The 14,552-nt window shown below is 44.8% G+C and carries 16 protein-coding genes; 7 read left to right on the forward strand and 9 right to left on the reverse strand.

The features are described 5' to 3' along the window. The first annotated feature begins 16 nt into the window (after positions 1 to 16). From BLS64_RS03720 to aat, 3 genes are all read left to right on the forward strand, one after another. The gene (locus BLS64_RS03720; protein ID WP_093111825.1) at positions 17 to 892 is read left to right on the forward strand and encodes a flavin reductase family protein; all 876 of its coding nucleotides are present in this window, start codon (positions 17 to 19) and stop codon (positions 890 to 892) included. A 1-nt stretch (position 893) separates the two neighbouring features. Then, on the forward strand, positions 894 to 1,265 hold the full coding sequence (locus BLS64_RS03725; RefSeq protein ID WP_093111827.1) for a DUF3127 domain-containing protein: 372 nt from the start codon (positions 894 to 896) through the stop codon (positions 1,263 to 1,265). Between the two features lie 90 nt (positions 1,266 to 1,355). Next, the gene (gene aat / locus BLS64_RS03730) at positions 1,356 to 1,994 is read left to right on the forward strand and encodes a leucyl/phenylalanyl-tRNA--protein transferase (protein WP_093111829.1); all 639 of its coding nucleotides are present in this window, start codon (positions 1,356 to 1,358) and stop codon (positions 1,992 to 1,994) included. A 2-nt stretch (positions 1,995 to 1,996) separates the two neighbouring features. On the opposite strand, the gene BLS64_RS03735 is transcribed toward aat, so the two are convergent. The 6 genes from BLS64_RS03735 to BLS64_RS03760 all read right to left on the reverse strand — a co-directional run bounded on the left by BLS64_RS03735 (position 1,997) and on the right by BLS64_RS03760 (position 6,130). Continuing rightward, positions 1,997 to 2,575, reverse strand: coding sequence for a DNA-3-methyladenine glycosylase I (locus BLS64_RS03735; RefSeq protein ID WP_093111831.1), 579 nt, complete (start codon positions 2,573 to 2,575; stop codon positions 1,997 to 1,999). Beyond that, positions 2,575 to 3,300, reverse strand: a complete 726-nt coding sequence (locus BLS64_RS03740; protein ID WP_093111833.1) for an energy transducer TonB — start codon at positions 3,298 to 3,300, stop codon at positions 2,575 to 2,577. The genes BLS64_RS03735 and BLS64_RS03740 overlap by 1 nt, the downstream gene beginning before the upstream one ends. A gap of 10 nt (positions 3,301 to 3,310) precedes the next feature. Further along, a complete protein-coding gene (gene truB / locus BLS64_RS03745; protein WP_093111835.1) occupies positions 3,311 to 4,009 on the reverse strand; it encodes a tRNA pseudouridine(55) synthase TruB in 699 nt (232 codons plus the stop codon). 3 nt (positions 4,010 to 4,012) lie between these two features. Next, the gene (locus tag BLS64_RS03750) at positions 4,013 to 4,810 is read right to left on the reverse strand and encodes an undecaprenyl-diphosphate phosphatase (RefSeq protein WP_093111837.1); all 798 of its coding nucleotides are present in this window, start codon (positions 4,808 to 4,810) and stop codon (positions 4,013 to 4,015) included. Between the two features lie 5 nt (positions 4,811 to 4,815). After that, positions 4,816 to 5,070, reverse strand: coding sequence for a DUF3098 domain-containing protein (locus BLS64_RS03755; protein WP_093111839.1), 255 nt, complete (start codon positions 5,068 to 5,070; stop codon positions 4,816 to 4,818). Between the two features lie 181 nt (positions 5,071 to 5,251). Next, positions 5,252 to 6,130, reverse strand: a complete 879-nt coding sequence (locus BLS64_RS03760; protein WP_093111841.1) for a cell division protein FtsX — start codon at positions 6,128 to 6,130, stop codon at positions 5,252 to 5,254. A gap of 147 nt (positions 6,131 to 6,277) precedes the next feature. Between BLS64_RS03760 and leuS the strand changes: the two genes are divergently transcribed. Next, entirely contained in the window at positions 6,278 to 9,091 is a 2,814-nt protein-coding gene (gene leuS, locus BLS64_RS03765) for a leucine--tRNA ligase (RefSeq protein ID WP_093112311.1), read from the forward strand. A gap of 95 nt (positions 9,092 to 9,186) precedes the next feature. Further along, a complete protein-coding gene (locus BLS64_RS03770) occupies positions 9,187 to 9,873 on the forward strand; it encodes a zinc metallopeptidase (protein ID WP_093111843.1) in 687 nt (228 codons plus the stop codon). Between the two features lie 56 nt (positions 9,874 to 9,929). Here the strand turns inward: BLS64_RS03770 and BLS64_RS03775 are convergent, their stop codons facing one another. From BLS64_RS03775 to BLS64_RS03785, 3 genes are all read right to left on the reverse strand, one after another. Next, positions 9,930 to 10,445, reverse strand: a complete 516-nt coding sequence (locus BLS64_RS03775) for a ferritin (protein WP_093111845.1) — start codon at positions 10,443 to 10,445, stop codon at positions 9,930 to 9,932. A gap of 87 nt (positions 10,446 to 10,532) precedes the next feature. Continuing rightward, complete coding sequence (locus tag BLS64_RS03780; RefSeq protein WP_093111847.1) at positions 10,533 to 10,847, reverse strand: hypothetical protein; 315 nt, start codon at positions 10,845 to 10,847, stop codon at positions 10,533 to 10,535. Between the two features lie 132 nt (positions 10,848 to 10,979). Beyond that, a complete protein-coding gene (locus BLS64_RS03785; protein WP_093111849.1) occupies positions 10,980 to 12,353 on the reverse strand; it encodes a saccharopine dehydrogenase family protein in 1,374 nt (457 codons plus the stop codon). Positions 12,354 to 12,428: 75 nt separating this feature from the next. Here BLS64_RS03785 and BLS64_RS03790 point away from each other — a divergent pair, with 75 nt between their 5' ends. Together BLS64_RS03790 and pckA are read left to right on the forward strand one after the other, a co-directional pair. Then, a complete protein-coding gene (locus tag BLS64_RS03790) occupies positions 12,429 to 12,818 on the forward strand; it encodes a DUF423 domain-containing protein (RefSeq protein WP_093111851.1) in 390 nt (129 codons plus the stop codon). 79 nt (positions 12,819 to 12,897) lie between these two features. After that, positions 12,898 to 14,496 carry a phosphoenolpyruvate carboxykinase (ATP) gene (gene pckA, locus BLS64_RS03795; RefSeq protein ID WP_093111854.1) on the forward strand — a complete coding sequence of 533 codons (1,599 nt, stop codon included), beginning with the start codon at positions 12,898 to 12,900 and terminating at the stop codon, positions 14,494 to 14,496. The last annotated feature ends 56 nt before the right edge of the window (positions 14,497 to 14,552 follow it).

Here is a 14,552-nt window from a genome sequence, read left to right on the forward strand (position 1 = left end):
GTCAAAATTTTTGAACATGCTCAGCATAGATCCAAAAGAAATTCCCACGGCAAAAATGCATCAATACCTGCTTGGAGCGGTTGGTCCCAGGCCTATTGCTTTTGCAAGCACCATAGATGCACAGGGGAGGCCTAATTTATCGCCCTTCAGCTTTTTCAATGTTTTTAGCGCGAATCCACCTGTCCTCATTTTTTCACCTGCCAGAAGGGGAAGAGATAACACGGTGAAACATACTTTTAACAATGCTAAAGCTACCATGGAGGTGGTGATCAACGTGGTGAACTATGAAATGGTGCACCAGGTATCCCTTTCGAGTACCGAATATGAAGAAGGGGTGAACGAATTCGAAAAAGCGGGATTCAGCATGTTGCCTTCAGAAGTGGTTAAACCTTTCAGGGTAGCCGAATCTCCCGTGCAGTTCGAGTGCAGGATCAATGAGATAGTAGAATTGGGGGACCAGGGCGGTGCCGGAAACCTGGTAATATGCGAGGTGCTGAAAATGCATGTTTCAAAAGATATTCTGGATGAAAAAGGTTATATTGATCAGCATAAAATAGACCTGGTAGCACGTATGGGTGGCAACTGGTATACCCGTGCGATCTCCGGAATGTTCGAGGTGCCCAAGCCGCTTCAGACGTTAGGGATTGGTGTAGATGCCATTTCCGAAGAAATAAGAAACAGCAAGGTGCTTACGGGAAATGACCTGGGAAAACTGGGAAATGTGGAACAGTTGCCTTCGGCACAGGACATCATTAGTTTTGTGAAGGAAAATCCTGAAGTGAAGGCCCTACTGGAAAAAGATGAGGAAACTGTTCACAGAAAAGCAAAAGAGTGTTTAGAGAACAATGAACCGGCGGTAGCCTGGAAAATATTATTAGCAAAAAAGATTTGATATGGAAGTACAAGGAAAGATCAAAATGATTGGGGAAACTAAAACCTTTGGGAACAATGGTTTTAGAAAAAGAGAGGTTGTTGTGACGACCGAGGAGCAATATCCACAACACATTCTCATCGAATTTGTGCAGGATAAATGTGACCTGCTTAACAATTACGGAGTAGGGCAGCCCGTGAAGATAGGGGTGAACCTTCGTGGAAGGGAATGGGTTAACCCGCAGGGAGAGACCAAGTATTTCAATTCTATTCAGGGTTGGAGAATTGAGAACCTTGCCGCGCAACCTCAGGGCGGAGCTCCTGTGCCTCCTGCAGACCAGTTCGAGCCTGCAAATGACCTGAACGATGAAGATTACGATGATCTTCCGTTCTAGGCAGGAAAAAAGAAAAGCTGAAAGCCCGGAACCCAAAGTTTCGGGCTTTTTTTATAAGCTGTATTTGAGTATTTTTCAAAAAAGCAAAGATTGAAGTTTTTAGGTCCTCAAGATGATTTTCCCCCTGTTGAAAAGGCCAATTCCATAGGATTATTGGCTTTTGGGGGTGACCTTTCTCCAGAAAGGCTGCTTTCGGCCTACACCCATGGAATTTTTCCGTGGTATGACAGCAGTCAGCCCATACTTTGGTGGAGCCCTGATCCCAGAATGGTGCTTTTTCCTGAAAAGCTCAAGGTCTCGAAAAGCATGAAACAGGTGCTTAAAAAAGGCATTTTTGAGGTGACCTTTGATCAGGATTTTGAGCAGGTAATACAGAATTGCGCAGTCGCACCCCGGGAAGGGCAAATGGGCACCTGGATCACGCCGCAGATGCAGGAGGCGTACGTGGAACTGCATCGCTTAGGCTTTGCAAAGTCGGTTGAGGTGTGGCAGGAAAATGAACTGGTAGGGGGGCTCTATGGGATTTATCTGAAGGATATAAAAGTCTTCTGCGGCGAAAGCATGTTCGCTAAAAAAAGCAATGCTTCGAAATTCGGATTTATAAAACTGGTGCAAAAATTACAGCAAGAGGGTGTTAAGCTCATCGATTGCCAGGTCTATACAGATCATCTCGCCAGTCTTGGTGCAGAAGAGATCCCCAGAAGTGAATTTTTGGAATACCTTAAATAAGGCTATTCGAGTTCCTGCACTTCTTTGTGCCTAAAGCAGCCAACTTCATGGTCGTTTACCATTCCGGTGGCCTGCATGTGGGCGTAAACCACTGTTGGACCTACGAACTTGAAACCTCTTTTCTTGAGGTCCTTGCTTATTCTCTGGCTGAGTTCTGTTTGGGCGGGGGCTTCTTTATAGGAAGCGAGTCCGGGCTGCAGGGGTTGGTCATCAACAAAGCTCCAGATGTACTTTGAGAAACTTCCGAATTCCTCTCTTATCTCAAGGTACGCTTTCGCATTTGCCACACTGGCGTTGATCTTGGCTTTGTTCCTTATGATGCCGCTGTTTTGCATCAGTTCTTCTAATTTTTCTTCGGAATATTCCGCAATTTGACGAAAATCGAATTGGTCAAAAGCCTTTCTGAAATTCTCCCTTTTCCGAAGAATGGTTATCCAACTTAATCCTGCCTGAAAGGTCTCCAGGATCAAAAATTCAAAAAGTCGGTCGTCATCATAAAGCGGCACTCCCCATTCCTCGTCATGATAAGCCTCGTATAAGGGGTCGCCTTCACACCAGCCGCAACGTTTCTTGTTTTCCATTAGTCCTGAAAATAATAAGTTATGGTTCCCGGTTGGGAGGTCCTTCCCGGAAGTTTTGAAAATCTCGCCCCGCCGGCATAATCCAGAGCCATCTCGGTAAGACACTCATTACTGGAGGTAGAACTCCTTTTGTTCACCGAGGTGTCAATCACCCGGCCATCGGAGTCAACGGTAATGTTCACCACGATCTTCCCGGAAGTGTCGCAGGTATATATCGGGTTCGGGATCTCAATGGCCGATCGCCCTACCAGGGAAAAGGAGATGGAACTGTTCCTGAGGCTTCCTTTTTGGGTGGAAAGCTCTTCTGAGGTATCATTCCCTTCTGATGCTTTTTGTCTTTTTTGACGCCGATTTGGTTCCAGGTTGAGGTCTCCGCTGCTGGTAGATGTGCTTTCCTCTTCAGAAGCTTCCTGGCTGGCAGAATTCTTCTCAAAGATCTCATCCAGTCGGGATTCGAAATTCCTGCGGCTCTCTTCCTGATTCTGATTAAAGGCCTGGTGGGTTTCAAAGTTCTGTCTTTGACGCGGCGGAGTTTCGGGCTGTTGTTCGGTTTTGGGCTGTTCCTGTTTTTTTGGCTCTTCGGCTCTCAGGTTATTGAGCTCAATAAGCGTTTCCCTTACTTTTTGGTTAGACCTGGAAATGTTGATGTTGTACATCGCCAGGAACAGAACCGCAAAAAGCAGTACGGTGATGATAAGCGCTTTATGTTCCTCAAAAAAGTCCATTTTTCATGGTTTATTCCTCCCCTGTAAGATACTCATTAATAAATGAATCCAGGTTGTGGGCATCTTTAACTTCATGTGCACCAATTCTTGTGCGTCTAAGTGATGAAAGGTAAGCCCCCGTTTCCAGTTCTTTTCCAAAGTCGTGCGCAAGACTTCTTATGTAGGTGCCTTTGCTGCACACCACCCTGAAGTGCACTTCAGGAAAATTGATCCTGGTGATCTCGAATTCAGAAATATTCACATTTCGTGCCGAAACTTCTACGTCTTCACCTTTGCGGGCATATTCGTAAAGCCTTTTCCCGTCCTTCTTTAATGCTGAAAAAACTGGTGGATACTGCTGAATGTCCCCCATAAACGCCTCTGTGGCTTTGTGGATCTTTTCTTCGGAAAGATGTTCGGTAGGGAACTTTTTGTTCACTTCGGTTTCCATATCATACGAAGGGGTGGTGGCACCTAATGTGAAAGTTCCTGTATACTCCTTTTCCTGCCCCTGAAGCACATCTATGGTTTTGGTGGCTTTTCCGGTGCAAATGATTAGCAAACCGGTTGCCAGCGGATCTAAAGTGCCGGCATGGCCCACCTTGATCTTTTTGATCTTGAAATTCTTCCGAATTAGCCAGCGCACCTTATTCACCAGCTGAAAAGAGGTCCATTCCAGCGGTTTGTCAAACAGCAATACCTGTCCGGCTTTAAATTCTTCTTCGGTCATAGATTAAGCAAAAGCGTATTCATAAGTAATGGCAACTACTCCTACAAGGAAGCAGTAAATGGCAAAGTAGGAAAGTTTGCTTTTCCGCACCAGCGCGATCATCCAGGTGCAGGCGGCAAAGCCCGCGATGAATGCGGCAGTGAAGCCGGCAAAAAGCGGCATCACTTCAATGCTCGTTCCGGTAAGGTCGCCGCTTAAAAGATCTTTCGCGATCTTTCCGAGGATGAGCGGTACCACCATCAGGAAAGAGAATCGGGCGGCTTTGGCCTTATCGTTTCCTAACAACACAGAAGTAGAAATTGTGGCTCCGCTTCGGGAGATCCCGGGGAGGATGGCTACAGCCTGGGAAACCCCTATCACAAAAGCATCTTTATAAGAAACAGGTTTCCCTGTGTTTTTCGCTTTATCTGCCAGCCATAAAAGAAGCGCGGTGAGGATAAGCATGAAACCCACAAAAGTGAGCGCGCCTCCAAAGAAGGTTTCCAGTTCTTCTTCAAAAAGCACCCCAACCAAAGCAGCAGGGATCATGGAAATGATGATTTTTAGGGAAAAAACGAACTCGTCGTTCCATTTAAAGGAGAAGAGTCCGCGAAAAATATCAGCAACATCTTTTCTAAAGACCACTATGGTACTTAACGCGGTCGCGAAATGCAGCACCACGGTCACCATTAAGGATTCTTCGGGAACACTGGTGTCTCCAAGAATGGCTTTGGCGATCTCTAAATGGCCGCTTGATGAAACAGGTAAAAATTCGGTAAGGCCCTGGACGATGCCAAGGAAGATAGCGTCAATAACTTCCATTAGTATTATTTGCGGGGGTTAAGAAGTATGGCGTACACTTCAATGGCAAAACCGAACAACACAAGGGCCGGGGCGAGTCTTATCCTTCTCCAGTTGTAGATCTCCGGATTAAAGACATTGGGATCATCACTGCCGCCTCCTGCCATAAGAATGAAGCCTAGGGCAATGACTGCCAAGCCTATTCCCATTACGATGTAGTTCTTCTTTTCAAAGACGAAATTTAGATCCTGTTTATGTAGTGGTTTTTTGTTATTGTTCATGATTCTGTTTCTTTTTAAGCCACGAATGCACTAATATTTTTTATTAGCGGTCAAATTTAATGACTATCTCTATATTTCTCTTCTTTGCCTTTGATAGTTTTATATTCCTGCCTCTGTCTCATCTTAGCTATGAATGCCCTAATAATTCCTCAAAAGATCATTCGTGAATTAGTGGCAATTTTTAGTAATACAACTCGTCTGTCTTTAGATTAAGGAAACGCTGGGTGGCGAAAAAGGTACTTAGCCAGGTGATGATCACGCCCATGAGGAAAACCCCGACAAAGAGCCCGGTGAGCAAATATATGTCGCTGAGTAGTTCCAGTTCGGGGAAGCTCCTGTTCATGTAATACAAAACAGCTCCCATTCCTGCCAGGGCCAGAATGGCGCCGATCATTCCCAGTTTCACGCTCTTCCAGATAAAAGGTTTCCTGATAAACCTTTTTGTCGCGCCTACCATTTGCATGGTCTTGATGATGAATCGCTTGGAATAAACCGCGAGTCTAATCGAGCTATTGATGAGCAGCACGGCTATAAATGTGAATATTCCGCTTACCACGAGTATCCAGAAACTTATGCGCGTAACGTTCTCATTGAGAAGGGAAATAAGAGGTTTGTCGTACACCACTTCATCCACGAAGTTCATCGCCGTAAGTTCTTCTGCGATCTCGTCTACCTCTCCAGAGCTGATGTAATCAGCCTTCATGTAAACATCTATCGAGTTCTGCAGCGGGTTGTAGCCTAAAAAGTCCATGAAATCCTCACCAATTTCCTTGCTGTGGGCTTCCGCAGCCTCCTCCTTAGAAACATACGTGGTCGATTTGGTATAATCGGCTAAAGCCAGGCTTTTCTTGAGCTGATTGATCTCAACCTCTTTTGCGGTATCTTTCAGGTAAATGGTCAGGGCGATCTGCTCCTTGAAATGATCTGCTATCTTTTTGGTGTTCAAAACCAAAAGGCCCAGCAGGCCTAAGAGAAAAAGCACCAGACCAATACTGATCACCACCGAAAAATAAGAAGAAATAAGACGTCTTTTTTGATACCTTTCAAAAGATGAACTCATAGTGCGGATTAGTAAATTTCTGTAAAAATAAGAAAGTAAATCATTCTCCTTCTTTAAAACGGCCAAACTTTTCACTTTCGTACATTAACCGTATTTTTGCCCTTTCCTGAAGGATTTCGGGATATAATTCGAGATGCAGAGCAAGATATGAGTTACAATTTCAATCAAATTGAAAAGAAGTGGCAGGAGTACTGGGCCAAGAACCAGACTTTCAAAGCCAAAAATAATTCTGAAAAACCTAAATATTACGTCCTTGACATGTTCCCTTACCCTTCGGGGGCGGGGCTGCACGTGGGGCACCCGCTTGGGTACATTGCCAGCGATATCTATGCCCGCTTTAAGAGGCATAAAGGTTTCAATGTTCTGCATCCGCAGGGTTACGATAGTTTTGGGCTGCCGGCCGAGCAGTATGCGATACAGACCGGGCAGCACCCGGCTATTACCACCGAGGCCAATATCAAACGCTACCGTGAGCAGCTGGACCAGATAGGCTTCTCTTTTGACTGGAGCCGTGAAGTGCGCACCAGTGAGCCAAATTATTACAGATGGACCCAGTGGATCTTTATTCAGCTTTTTGAATCCTGGTATGATTTTGAAGCCGATAAAGCCCGTCCTATAACTGAACTGGAGAAGATCTTTGCTGCGGAAGGGAATTCGGGGGTGAACGCGGCCTGTGATGAAGATGTAGCTGAATTCACCGCGACCGAATGGAATGGTTCTTCTTCCGAAGAAAAACAGGAACAGCTACTAAAATACCGTCTCACATACCTTGCTGAAACCGAAGTTAACTGGTGCCCTCAGCTTGGAACCGTGTTAGCAAATGACGAGATCGTCAACGGGGTTTCCGAACGCGGCGGATACCCGGTGATTCGAAAAAAAATGACCCAGTGGAGCATGAGGATCTCTGCTTATGCCGAACGTTTGCTGCAGGGACTGGATAAGATCGACTGGACCGAGAGTCTGAAGGAGAGCCAGAGGAACTGGATCGGAAAATCGGTGGGAGCTCTTGTTGAATTCAATATTCAGGATTCTGAATTTAAAATTCCTGTTTTCACCACCAGACCTGATACGATCTACGGAGTTACCTTCATGACCCTGGCACCGGAGCATGACCTGGTGCAAAAGATCACTACTCCGGAGCATAAGGCTGAGGTGGATGCCTATATTGAGGCTACGGCTAAAAGAAGTGAACGCGATAGAATGGCCGATGTGAAGACCATCAGCGGAGTGTTCACGGGAGCTTATGCCGAACATCCGTTCACAAAAGAACCGGTGCCTATCTGGATTGGAGATTATGTATTGGCAGGCTACGGAACGGGTGCCGTAATGGCCGTTCCTTGCGGCGACCAGCGGGATTATGACTTTGCCAAGCATTTTGACCTGCCTATCAGGAACATCTTCAAGGATGTGGATATTTCCGAAGAAGCCTATTCAGGCAAGGAAGGCACGGTCATCGCGAATTCAGATTTTCTGAACGATCTGGAATATAAAGAAGCCCTCAATAAAGCCATTTTAGAACTGGAAAAGATAGGGCAGGGAAGAGGCAAGACCAATTACCGATTACGGGATGCGGTCTTCAGCCGACAAAGATACTGGGGAGAACCTTTTCCGGCTTATTACGTGAACGGCCTGCCGCAAATGATCGAAAAGGAACATTTGCCCCTGCGTCTTCCCGAAGTGGAAAAATATTTACCAACCGAAACCGGAGAGCCACCACTTGGCAACGCTTCAGTCTGGGCATGGGATATTGAAAAGAACGAAGTGGTGGAGAACGAAAAGATCGACCATAAAACGGTTTATCCGCTGGAGCTGAACACCATGCCCGGATGGGCGGGCAGTTCCTGGTACCTGTTCAGGTATATGGATGCCGGGAATGAAACCGAATTCGTTTCAGAAGAAGCCCAGAAATACTGGGAAAATGTGGATCTGTACATAGGCGGTAGCGAACACGCCACGGGACATTTGCTGTACTCCCGCTTCTGGACAAAGTTCCTCTATGACCGCGGAATGTTAACAGTAGACGAACCTTTTAAAAAGCTGATCAACCAGGGAATGATCCTGGGGACCAGTGCTTTTGTGTACAGGTTGGAAGGAGAAAACAAATTTGTTTCTAAAAACCTTTCAGAAGCGCATAATGTGCAGCCTATTCACGTTGATGTTTCTTTGGTGAATGCATCAGATGAGCTGGACATTGAAGGCTTTAAGAACTGGCGCCCCGAATTCTCAGACGCCGAATTCATCACAGAAGATGGAAAATATATCGTAGGACGAGAGGTAGAGAAAATGTCCAAGTCCAAATACAACGTGGTGAACCCCGATGATATTTGCGAAGATTATGGAGCCGATACATTAAGGATGTACGAGATGTTCCTAGGTCCGCTCGAACAGGCCAAGCCGTGGAATACTGCGGGGATCACAGGAGTGCACAACTTCCTGAAGAAATTATGGAAACTCTACCATAAAGGAGAGAATTTTGAAGTTTCAGAAGAAAAAGCTTCCGCAGAATCATTAAAGAGCCTGCATAAGACCATCAAAAAAGTGGCAGAGGACATCGAAAATTTCAGTTTCAATACTTCGGTCTCCACTTTCATGATCTGTGTGAACGAACTTACCGCTCAAAAATGCAATTCCAGAGAGGTTTTAGAGCCTTTAGCGATCCTGATCGCACCTTACGCGCCGCACATCGCCGAGGAATTATGGGAGAAACTTGGTCATGACACCTCAGTTGCCACGGCTGAATATCCGGTTTTTGAAGAGAAATACCTGGTGGAAAGCACAAAGGAATACCCTATTTCTTTCAACGGGAAAATGAGGTTTACGCTGGAGCTTCCAATGGATATGAGCAAGGAGGAGATCGAGAAAACGGTACTTGCCAATGAAAAGACTCAGCAGCAGTTGAACGGACGAGAGCCTAAAAAGGTGATCGTGGTACCCGGGAAGATCGTGAACATTGTTGGATAGCCCGCAGCAGCAGCAGGACAGACAAAATTTCAGTAGTGTAAATTGGCTGGATTTTTGTTTATACATTTACACGTTATAAAAAACATTTAGAAACTATGATGGGATATTATTTAATTGCCATTCTCATTTTTATTGTGAGCTTGTATGTGAGCAATAAACTTAAAAGTAAATTCAAGCACTATTCAAAAGTGCACCTGCAAAATGGGATGAGTGGTCGCGAGATCGCCGAAAAAATGCTGGCCGATAACGGGATCTATGACGTAAAGGTCATTTCTACTCCCGGGATGCTGACAGACCATTATAACCCTGCAAAAAAGACAATAAACCTGAGTGAAGCAGTTTATACGCAGCGCAACGCTGCGGCGGCAGCTGTGGCAGCGCACGAATGCGGTCACGCCGTGCAGCATGCCAAAGCGTACAGCTGGCTGCAAATGAGGAGCAAACTGGTGCCGGTAGTAAGTGTTGCTTCCAGATTCTCTCAATGGGTGATCTTTGGAGGGCTTATGTTAATGGCCACTACCGCTATGGGAAGTACTGTATTATTGATCGGTATCATCATGTTTGGGCTCGGAACACTTTTTAGTTTTATCACGCTTCCGGTAGAATATGATGCAAGTAATCGTGCCCTGGCTTGGCTGGAAACAGAGAACATGCTGAACTCCCAGGAACATAAAGCTGCGGAAGATTCCCTTAAATGGGCCGCCAGGACCTATGTAGTTGCTGCAGTTGGTTCTTTGGCTACTCTCCTTTACTTCCTGAGCATCTATATGGGAAGAGACTAAGAAAGAGAAATGTATAAAAGTAAAAAAAGGCGCCACAGGCGCCTTTTTTTTTGTTGTTATTCTCCGTGTTTGATCCTTTCGTCGATCAGCTTTAATGCTATGCCATCGGTACCCATGAGGTCGAACATCTCAAGAATTCTTCGGAATTGGTTTTCTTCTTCCATTTGTTCGTGGACGAACCACTGCAGGAAGTTTTCAGAAGCGAAATCCTGTACTTTTCTACATTTTGCCACTATATTATTAATTGACTTCGTGATCGCGATCTCCTGGTCTAATGCAGTTTCAAAGATCTCCTGCAGGGAATTGAAGTCGTGCAGGATGTTGCTTACTTCAGGCGAGTAGGCTGTGCCGCCATTCTCATTGATAAACCTGAAGATCTTCATCATATGATCCCTTTCTTCCAGGGACTGCTTGTATAGGAATTCTGCACTTCCGGTAAGGCCGTTATGATCACACCAGGAGGCCATGGCTAGATAAGCCGATGATGAATGAGCCTCCTTAGAGATCTGCTCGTTGAGCATGTCCATTATGTCAACGTTTATTCCAATTTTTTGGCGAACTATATCTTTCATGATTTTTCGTTTTTCCTAAAATTACGGAAAAGAAAAGTCCTTTCCTGAAAGAACAGGAAATTTATACTTAATCTAAATATGTAGGGATCAGGAATGTGTGACCAGGGAGTTTAACTCCAGCATTCCAAAAGTGGCTTTGATAAGCTCTTTCATTTCAATGACCTGCATGGTATCAAGGATAAACAGGTGTTCCCGATTGCATAAAGTGAGGATCTCAATGCCGCTGTAGTTCAGATCTTTGTCAAAGTGGGAATCCAGGTCGATTTTTTGCACTTTCTGCCTTAAAGAAAGCAACTGGCAAAAGCTGAGCTTTACGGTCTTATGACCAAAGTCAATGTAAAAGCAGCGGCTGCGGTCGCATTGATAAGAAGCGAAATTATATGACTTAAATAGTAGGTTCATTCAGGGGTCAAAAGTAACTTTTATTTAGATTTATTCCAAACAACCTGAAGCCTAAGAACGTTAAAACTGACCTCTCTCATAAAAAATGCCCCGAAGTATTCTTCGGGGCATTAAATTGAGGTTCAGGAAGTTTTAATTGCCTACCATTCCAAAGGGATTGTAGCCAAGGTATTCTTTTTCTTCTTCCCTGAAAACGATACCATTTTCGGCAAGTTCTTCCAGAATGGGTTCATAAACTTCTTTAGTGATGGGTAGTTGCACCCCGGGAGTGTTTATAGTTCCGTTAAGGATCTTAATGGCAGCAATGCCTACCGGCAACCCAACTGTGCGGGCCATGGCCGTATGGCTCTGGTCTTTTCCAATATTCACCATAGTGGCATCAATCTGTTTTCTCTCCCCATTGAGTTCATAGCCAAACTTATGGTACATCACGATCATGTCCTTATCATCTGGCGCCAGCGACCATTTTTCCATCAATATCTTCTGAAGGATCTGTGCAGGAGTGGCATTTTTAAGTCCTACCTTTTTGTTCGGATTGAAAATATCAAGTTCCAGCAGTTTTTCCCACATGATATCATCCTGATCGATCTTCAGGTTGTGGCGGAATTTCAGTTCTACAGAATCTGTAGGGGAATAAGGAAGGAAAGAATTAACGAAGTCGCGGTAGCTCATTTCTTCGGAATTTTCCATAACATAACTGTCATCTGTGAGCCCCAGCTGCACGAACATGTTCCAGGCCTTGCTGAAGCCTACCCGCCGAATGGTTCCGCGGTAAAGGGTAAGTACGTCATCCAGTCCGTAGATGCTCTTGTACTTCAGGGAATTTCGGTTTGCGTACACCTCGAATTTTCCGTAGTCTTTTACCTCCAGGAATTCGGTACGTCTAAAAAGGCGGTTATAAGGAATGTATTTGAACTTGCCTTCCTGCAGGAACTTGGCCACACCGCCCTGACCTGCCACCACCACGTTTCGGGGGTTCCAGGTGAATTTGTAGTTCCAGAGATTGGTGTCGCTTTCGGGCGCTACCAGTCCGCCGGTAAAAGACTCGAAAAGAAGCATTTTTCCGCCGGCATCACGAATGCGGTCTATCACATGCATGGCACTCATATGGTCAATGCCGGGATCGACGCCTATTTCATTCATGAAAACCAGATTTTTTTTCTTCACTTCCTCATCGAGCAGCTGCATCTCATCACTGATGTAGGACGCGGTGACCATGTTCTTGCCATAATGCAGGCAATCTTTAGCCACTTCGATGTGGAATCTCGCCGGAAGCATGGAAATCACAATATCGGCCTCCTTTACAGCCTTTTCACGTTCTTCCTTCTTGAAAATGTCAAGGCTGATGGCTTTTGCGTTAGGATGGCCACCTGCCAGTCTTTCGGCATTTTCAAGCTGCAGGTCTCCAATAATGAGCTGAAGGTTTTCTGAAGCGGATTTATTAAGCAGGTAATCTATAAGTACCGAAGTGGATTTGCCGGCACCGACAATTAGAATTTTTCGCATAAGGTTTAAGTTGTAAGTTTGTTGTTTGTTTGGATAACGAATGTAGTTAATTGCAGACGTCTTTAAAAATCTACTATGAACAGAAAACTTTTGATAGCAGGGGCTTTCTTCGGAATGATCGGGATCATTTTTGGTGCTTTTGCAGCCCACGGACTTAAACCTGTACTTTCAGCTGAAAGTATGGGAACTTTTGAGACCGGAGTTAAGTATCAGCTGTACAGTGCTTTATTCCTTTTGGTGCTCGCCGCTCTTCCCATCGCTTCAGAAAAAGTTAAAAAAGCCTGTTTCTATTTAACAAGTATTGGGATTCTCTTTTTTTCTGGAAGTATTTATTTTTTGGCGACAAATTCTATGACATCTTTTGATTTTCGGGTAATTGCATTGGTCACTCCGCTAGGTGGATCCTTGCTTATTTCGGCTTGGATGGTCCTGTTAATCAGCGCTATTAAGTTAAAAATTAAATAAAAGAAATAGTGCCCGGTTGTTTCTTTAGAAGATTTTCTACTTTTGTTCACCTAAGATAAACACACAACTTATAGATTTTATGTTGGCAAAAAAACCACTTACGAAAACGATTGCGCTGGAGAAATACGGAATTAAGAATGCACAGGTGAACTATCAGCTCTCTCCTGAAGAATTGCACAAGATCACCATTGAAAAAGGTCAGGGAGTAGAATCTGCTTCAGGAGCCTTAGCGGTGAACACCGGAGAATTTACCGGCCGCTCTCCTAAAGACAGGTTCATTGTAAAGGATGATATCACCAAGGATAAAGTTTGGTGGGGAGACATCAACATTCCTTTTGATGCCGATAAATTTGATGCCCTTTATGATAAGGTGACCGATTATCTGTCGGGAAAGGAAGTTTTCGCGAGAGACTCCTATGCCTGTTCAGATGACAAATATAGGTTGAACATCAGGGTAATCAATGAATATCCCTGGTCCAACCTTTTCGCATATAACATGTTTCTTAGGCCTCACGGAAAAGAGCTTGAGAATTTCCAGGAAGACTGGTTGATCGTCAATGCGCCGGGCTTTGAAGCCGATCCTGAAGTCGACGGAACCCGTCAGCATAACTTCGCTATCCTGAACTTCACCAAAAAGATCGCTCTTATTGGAGGTACAGGGTATACAGGAGAGATCAAGAAAGGGATCTTTTCTGCCCTTAATTTCATCCTTCCTGTAGATAAAGATACATTGCCTATGCACTGTTCTGCTAACGTGGGTGATGATGGAGATACTGCTATCTTCTTCGGACTTTCGGGAACAGGAAAAACTACCTTGTCTGCAGATCCTGAAAGAAAACTTATTGGTGACGATGAGCATGGATGGACCAAAGAGAACAAGGTATTCAACTTTGAAGGTGGATGCTACGCCAAAGTCATAAATCTTTCCGAAGAAAATGAGCCGGATATCTACCGTGCCATCAAACCGGGAGCTATCCTTGAAAATGTCATTTTAGACGAGAATGGCGAAGTGGATTTTGAAAATACCGAGATCACACAGAATACCAGGGTGAGTTACCCAATTCACCATATTGATAATATACAGACACCTTCAATAGGTGAGAATCCGAAGAACATATTTTTCCTTACCGCGGACGCTTTTGGAGTACTACCTCCAATCAGTAAATTAACTCCGGGGCAGGCCGCATATCATTTCATTAGCGGTTACACTGCGAAGGTTGCCGGTACAGAGGCAGGTATAGATGAGCCTGTACCGAGTTTCTCTGCTTGTTTTGGTGCGCCATTCATGCCATTGCACCCAACCAAGTATGCCGAGATGCTAAGCGCCAAAATGAAAGAGAATGACGTGAATGTGTGGCTTGTGAATACCGGCTGGACAGGAGGTCCTTACGGAGTGGGCTCACGTATGAAGTTAAGGTACACCAGGGAAATGATCTCTGCTGCGCTCGAAGGAAAACTGGATAATGTAGAATTTGAACAACATCCTGTGTTTGGACTGGCCATGCCTAAAGAGGTGGAAGGCGTGCCAACAGAGGTGTTGAACCCAAGAAATACATGGAGCGACAAGGAGGCGTATGACAAAAAAGCTAAGACCCTTGCAGATTCCTTTAATAAGAACTTTGAAAAATTTGAAAAGCAGGCAAATGAAGAGATCCTTTCAGGAGCTCCAAAAGCCTGATTTTGATTAGTTGTGATTCATAAAAAAGACCGGCAATTGCCGGTCTTTTTGTTTGG

It is taken from the genome of Salinimicrobium catena, from assembly GCF_900102915.1.
GTDB classification, from domain to species: domain Bacteria; phylum Bacteroidota; class Bacteroidia; order Flavobacteriales; family Flavobacteriaceae; genus Salinimicrobium; species Salinimicrobium catena.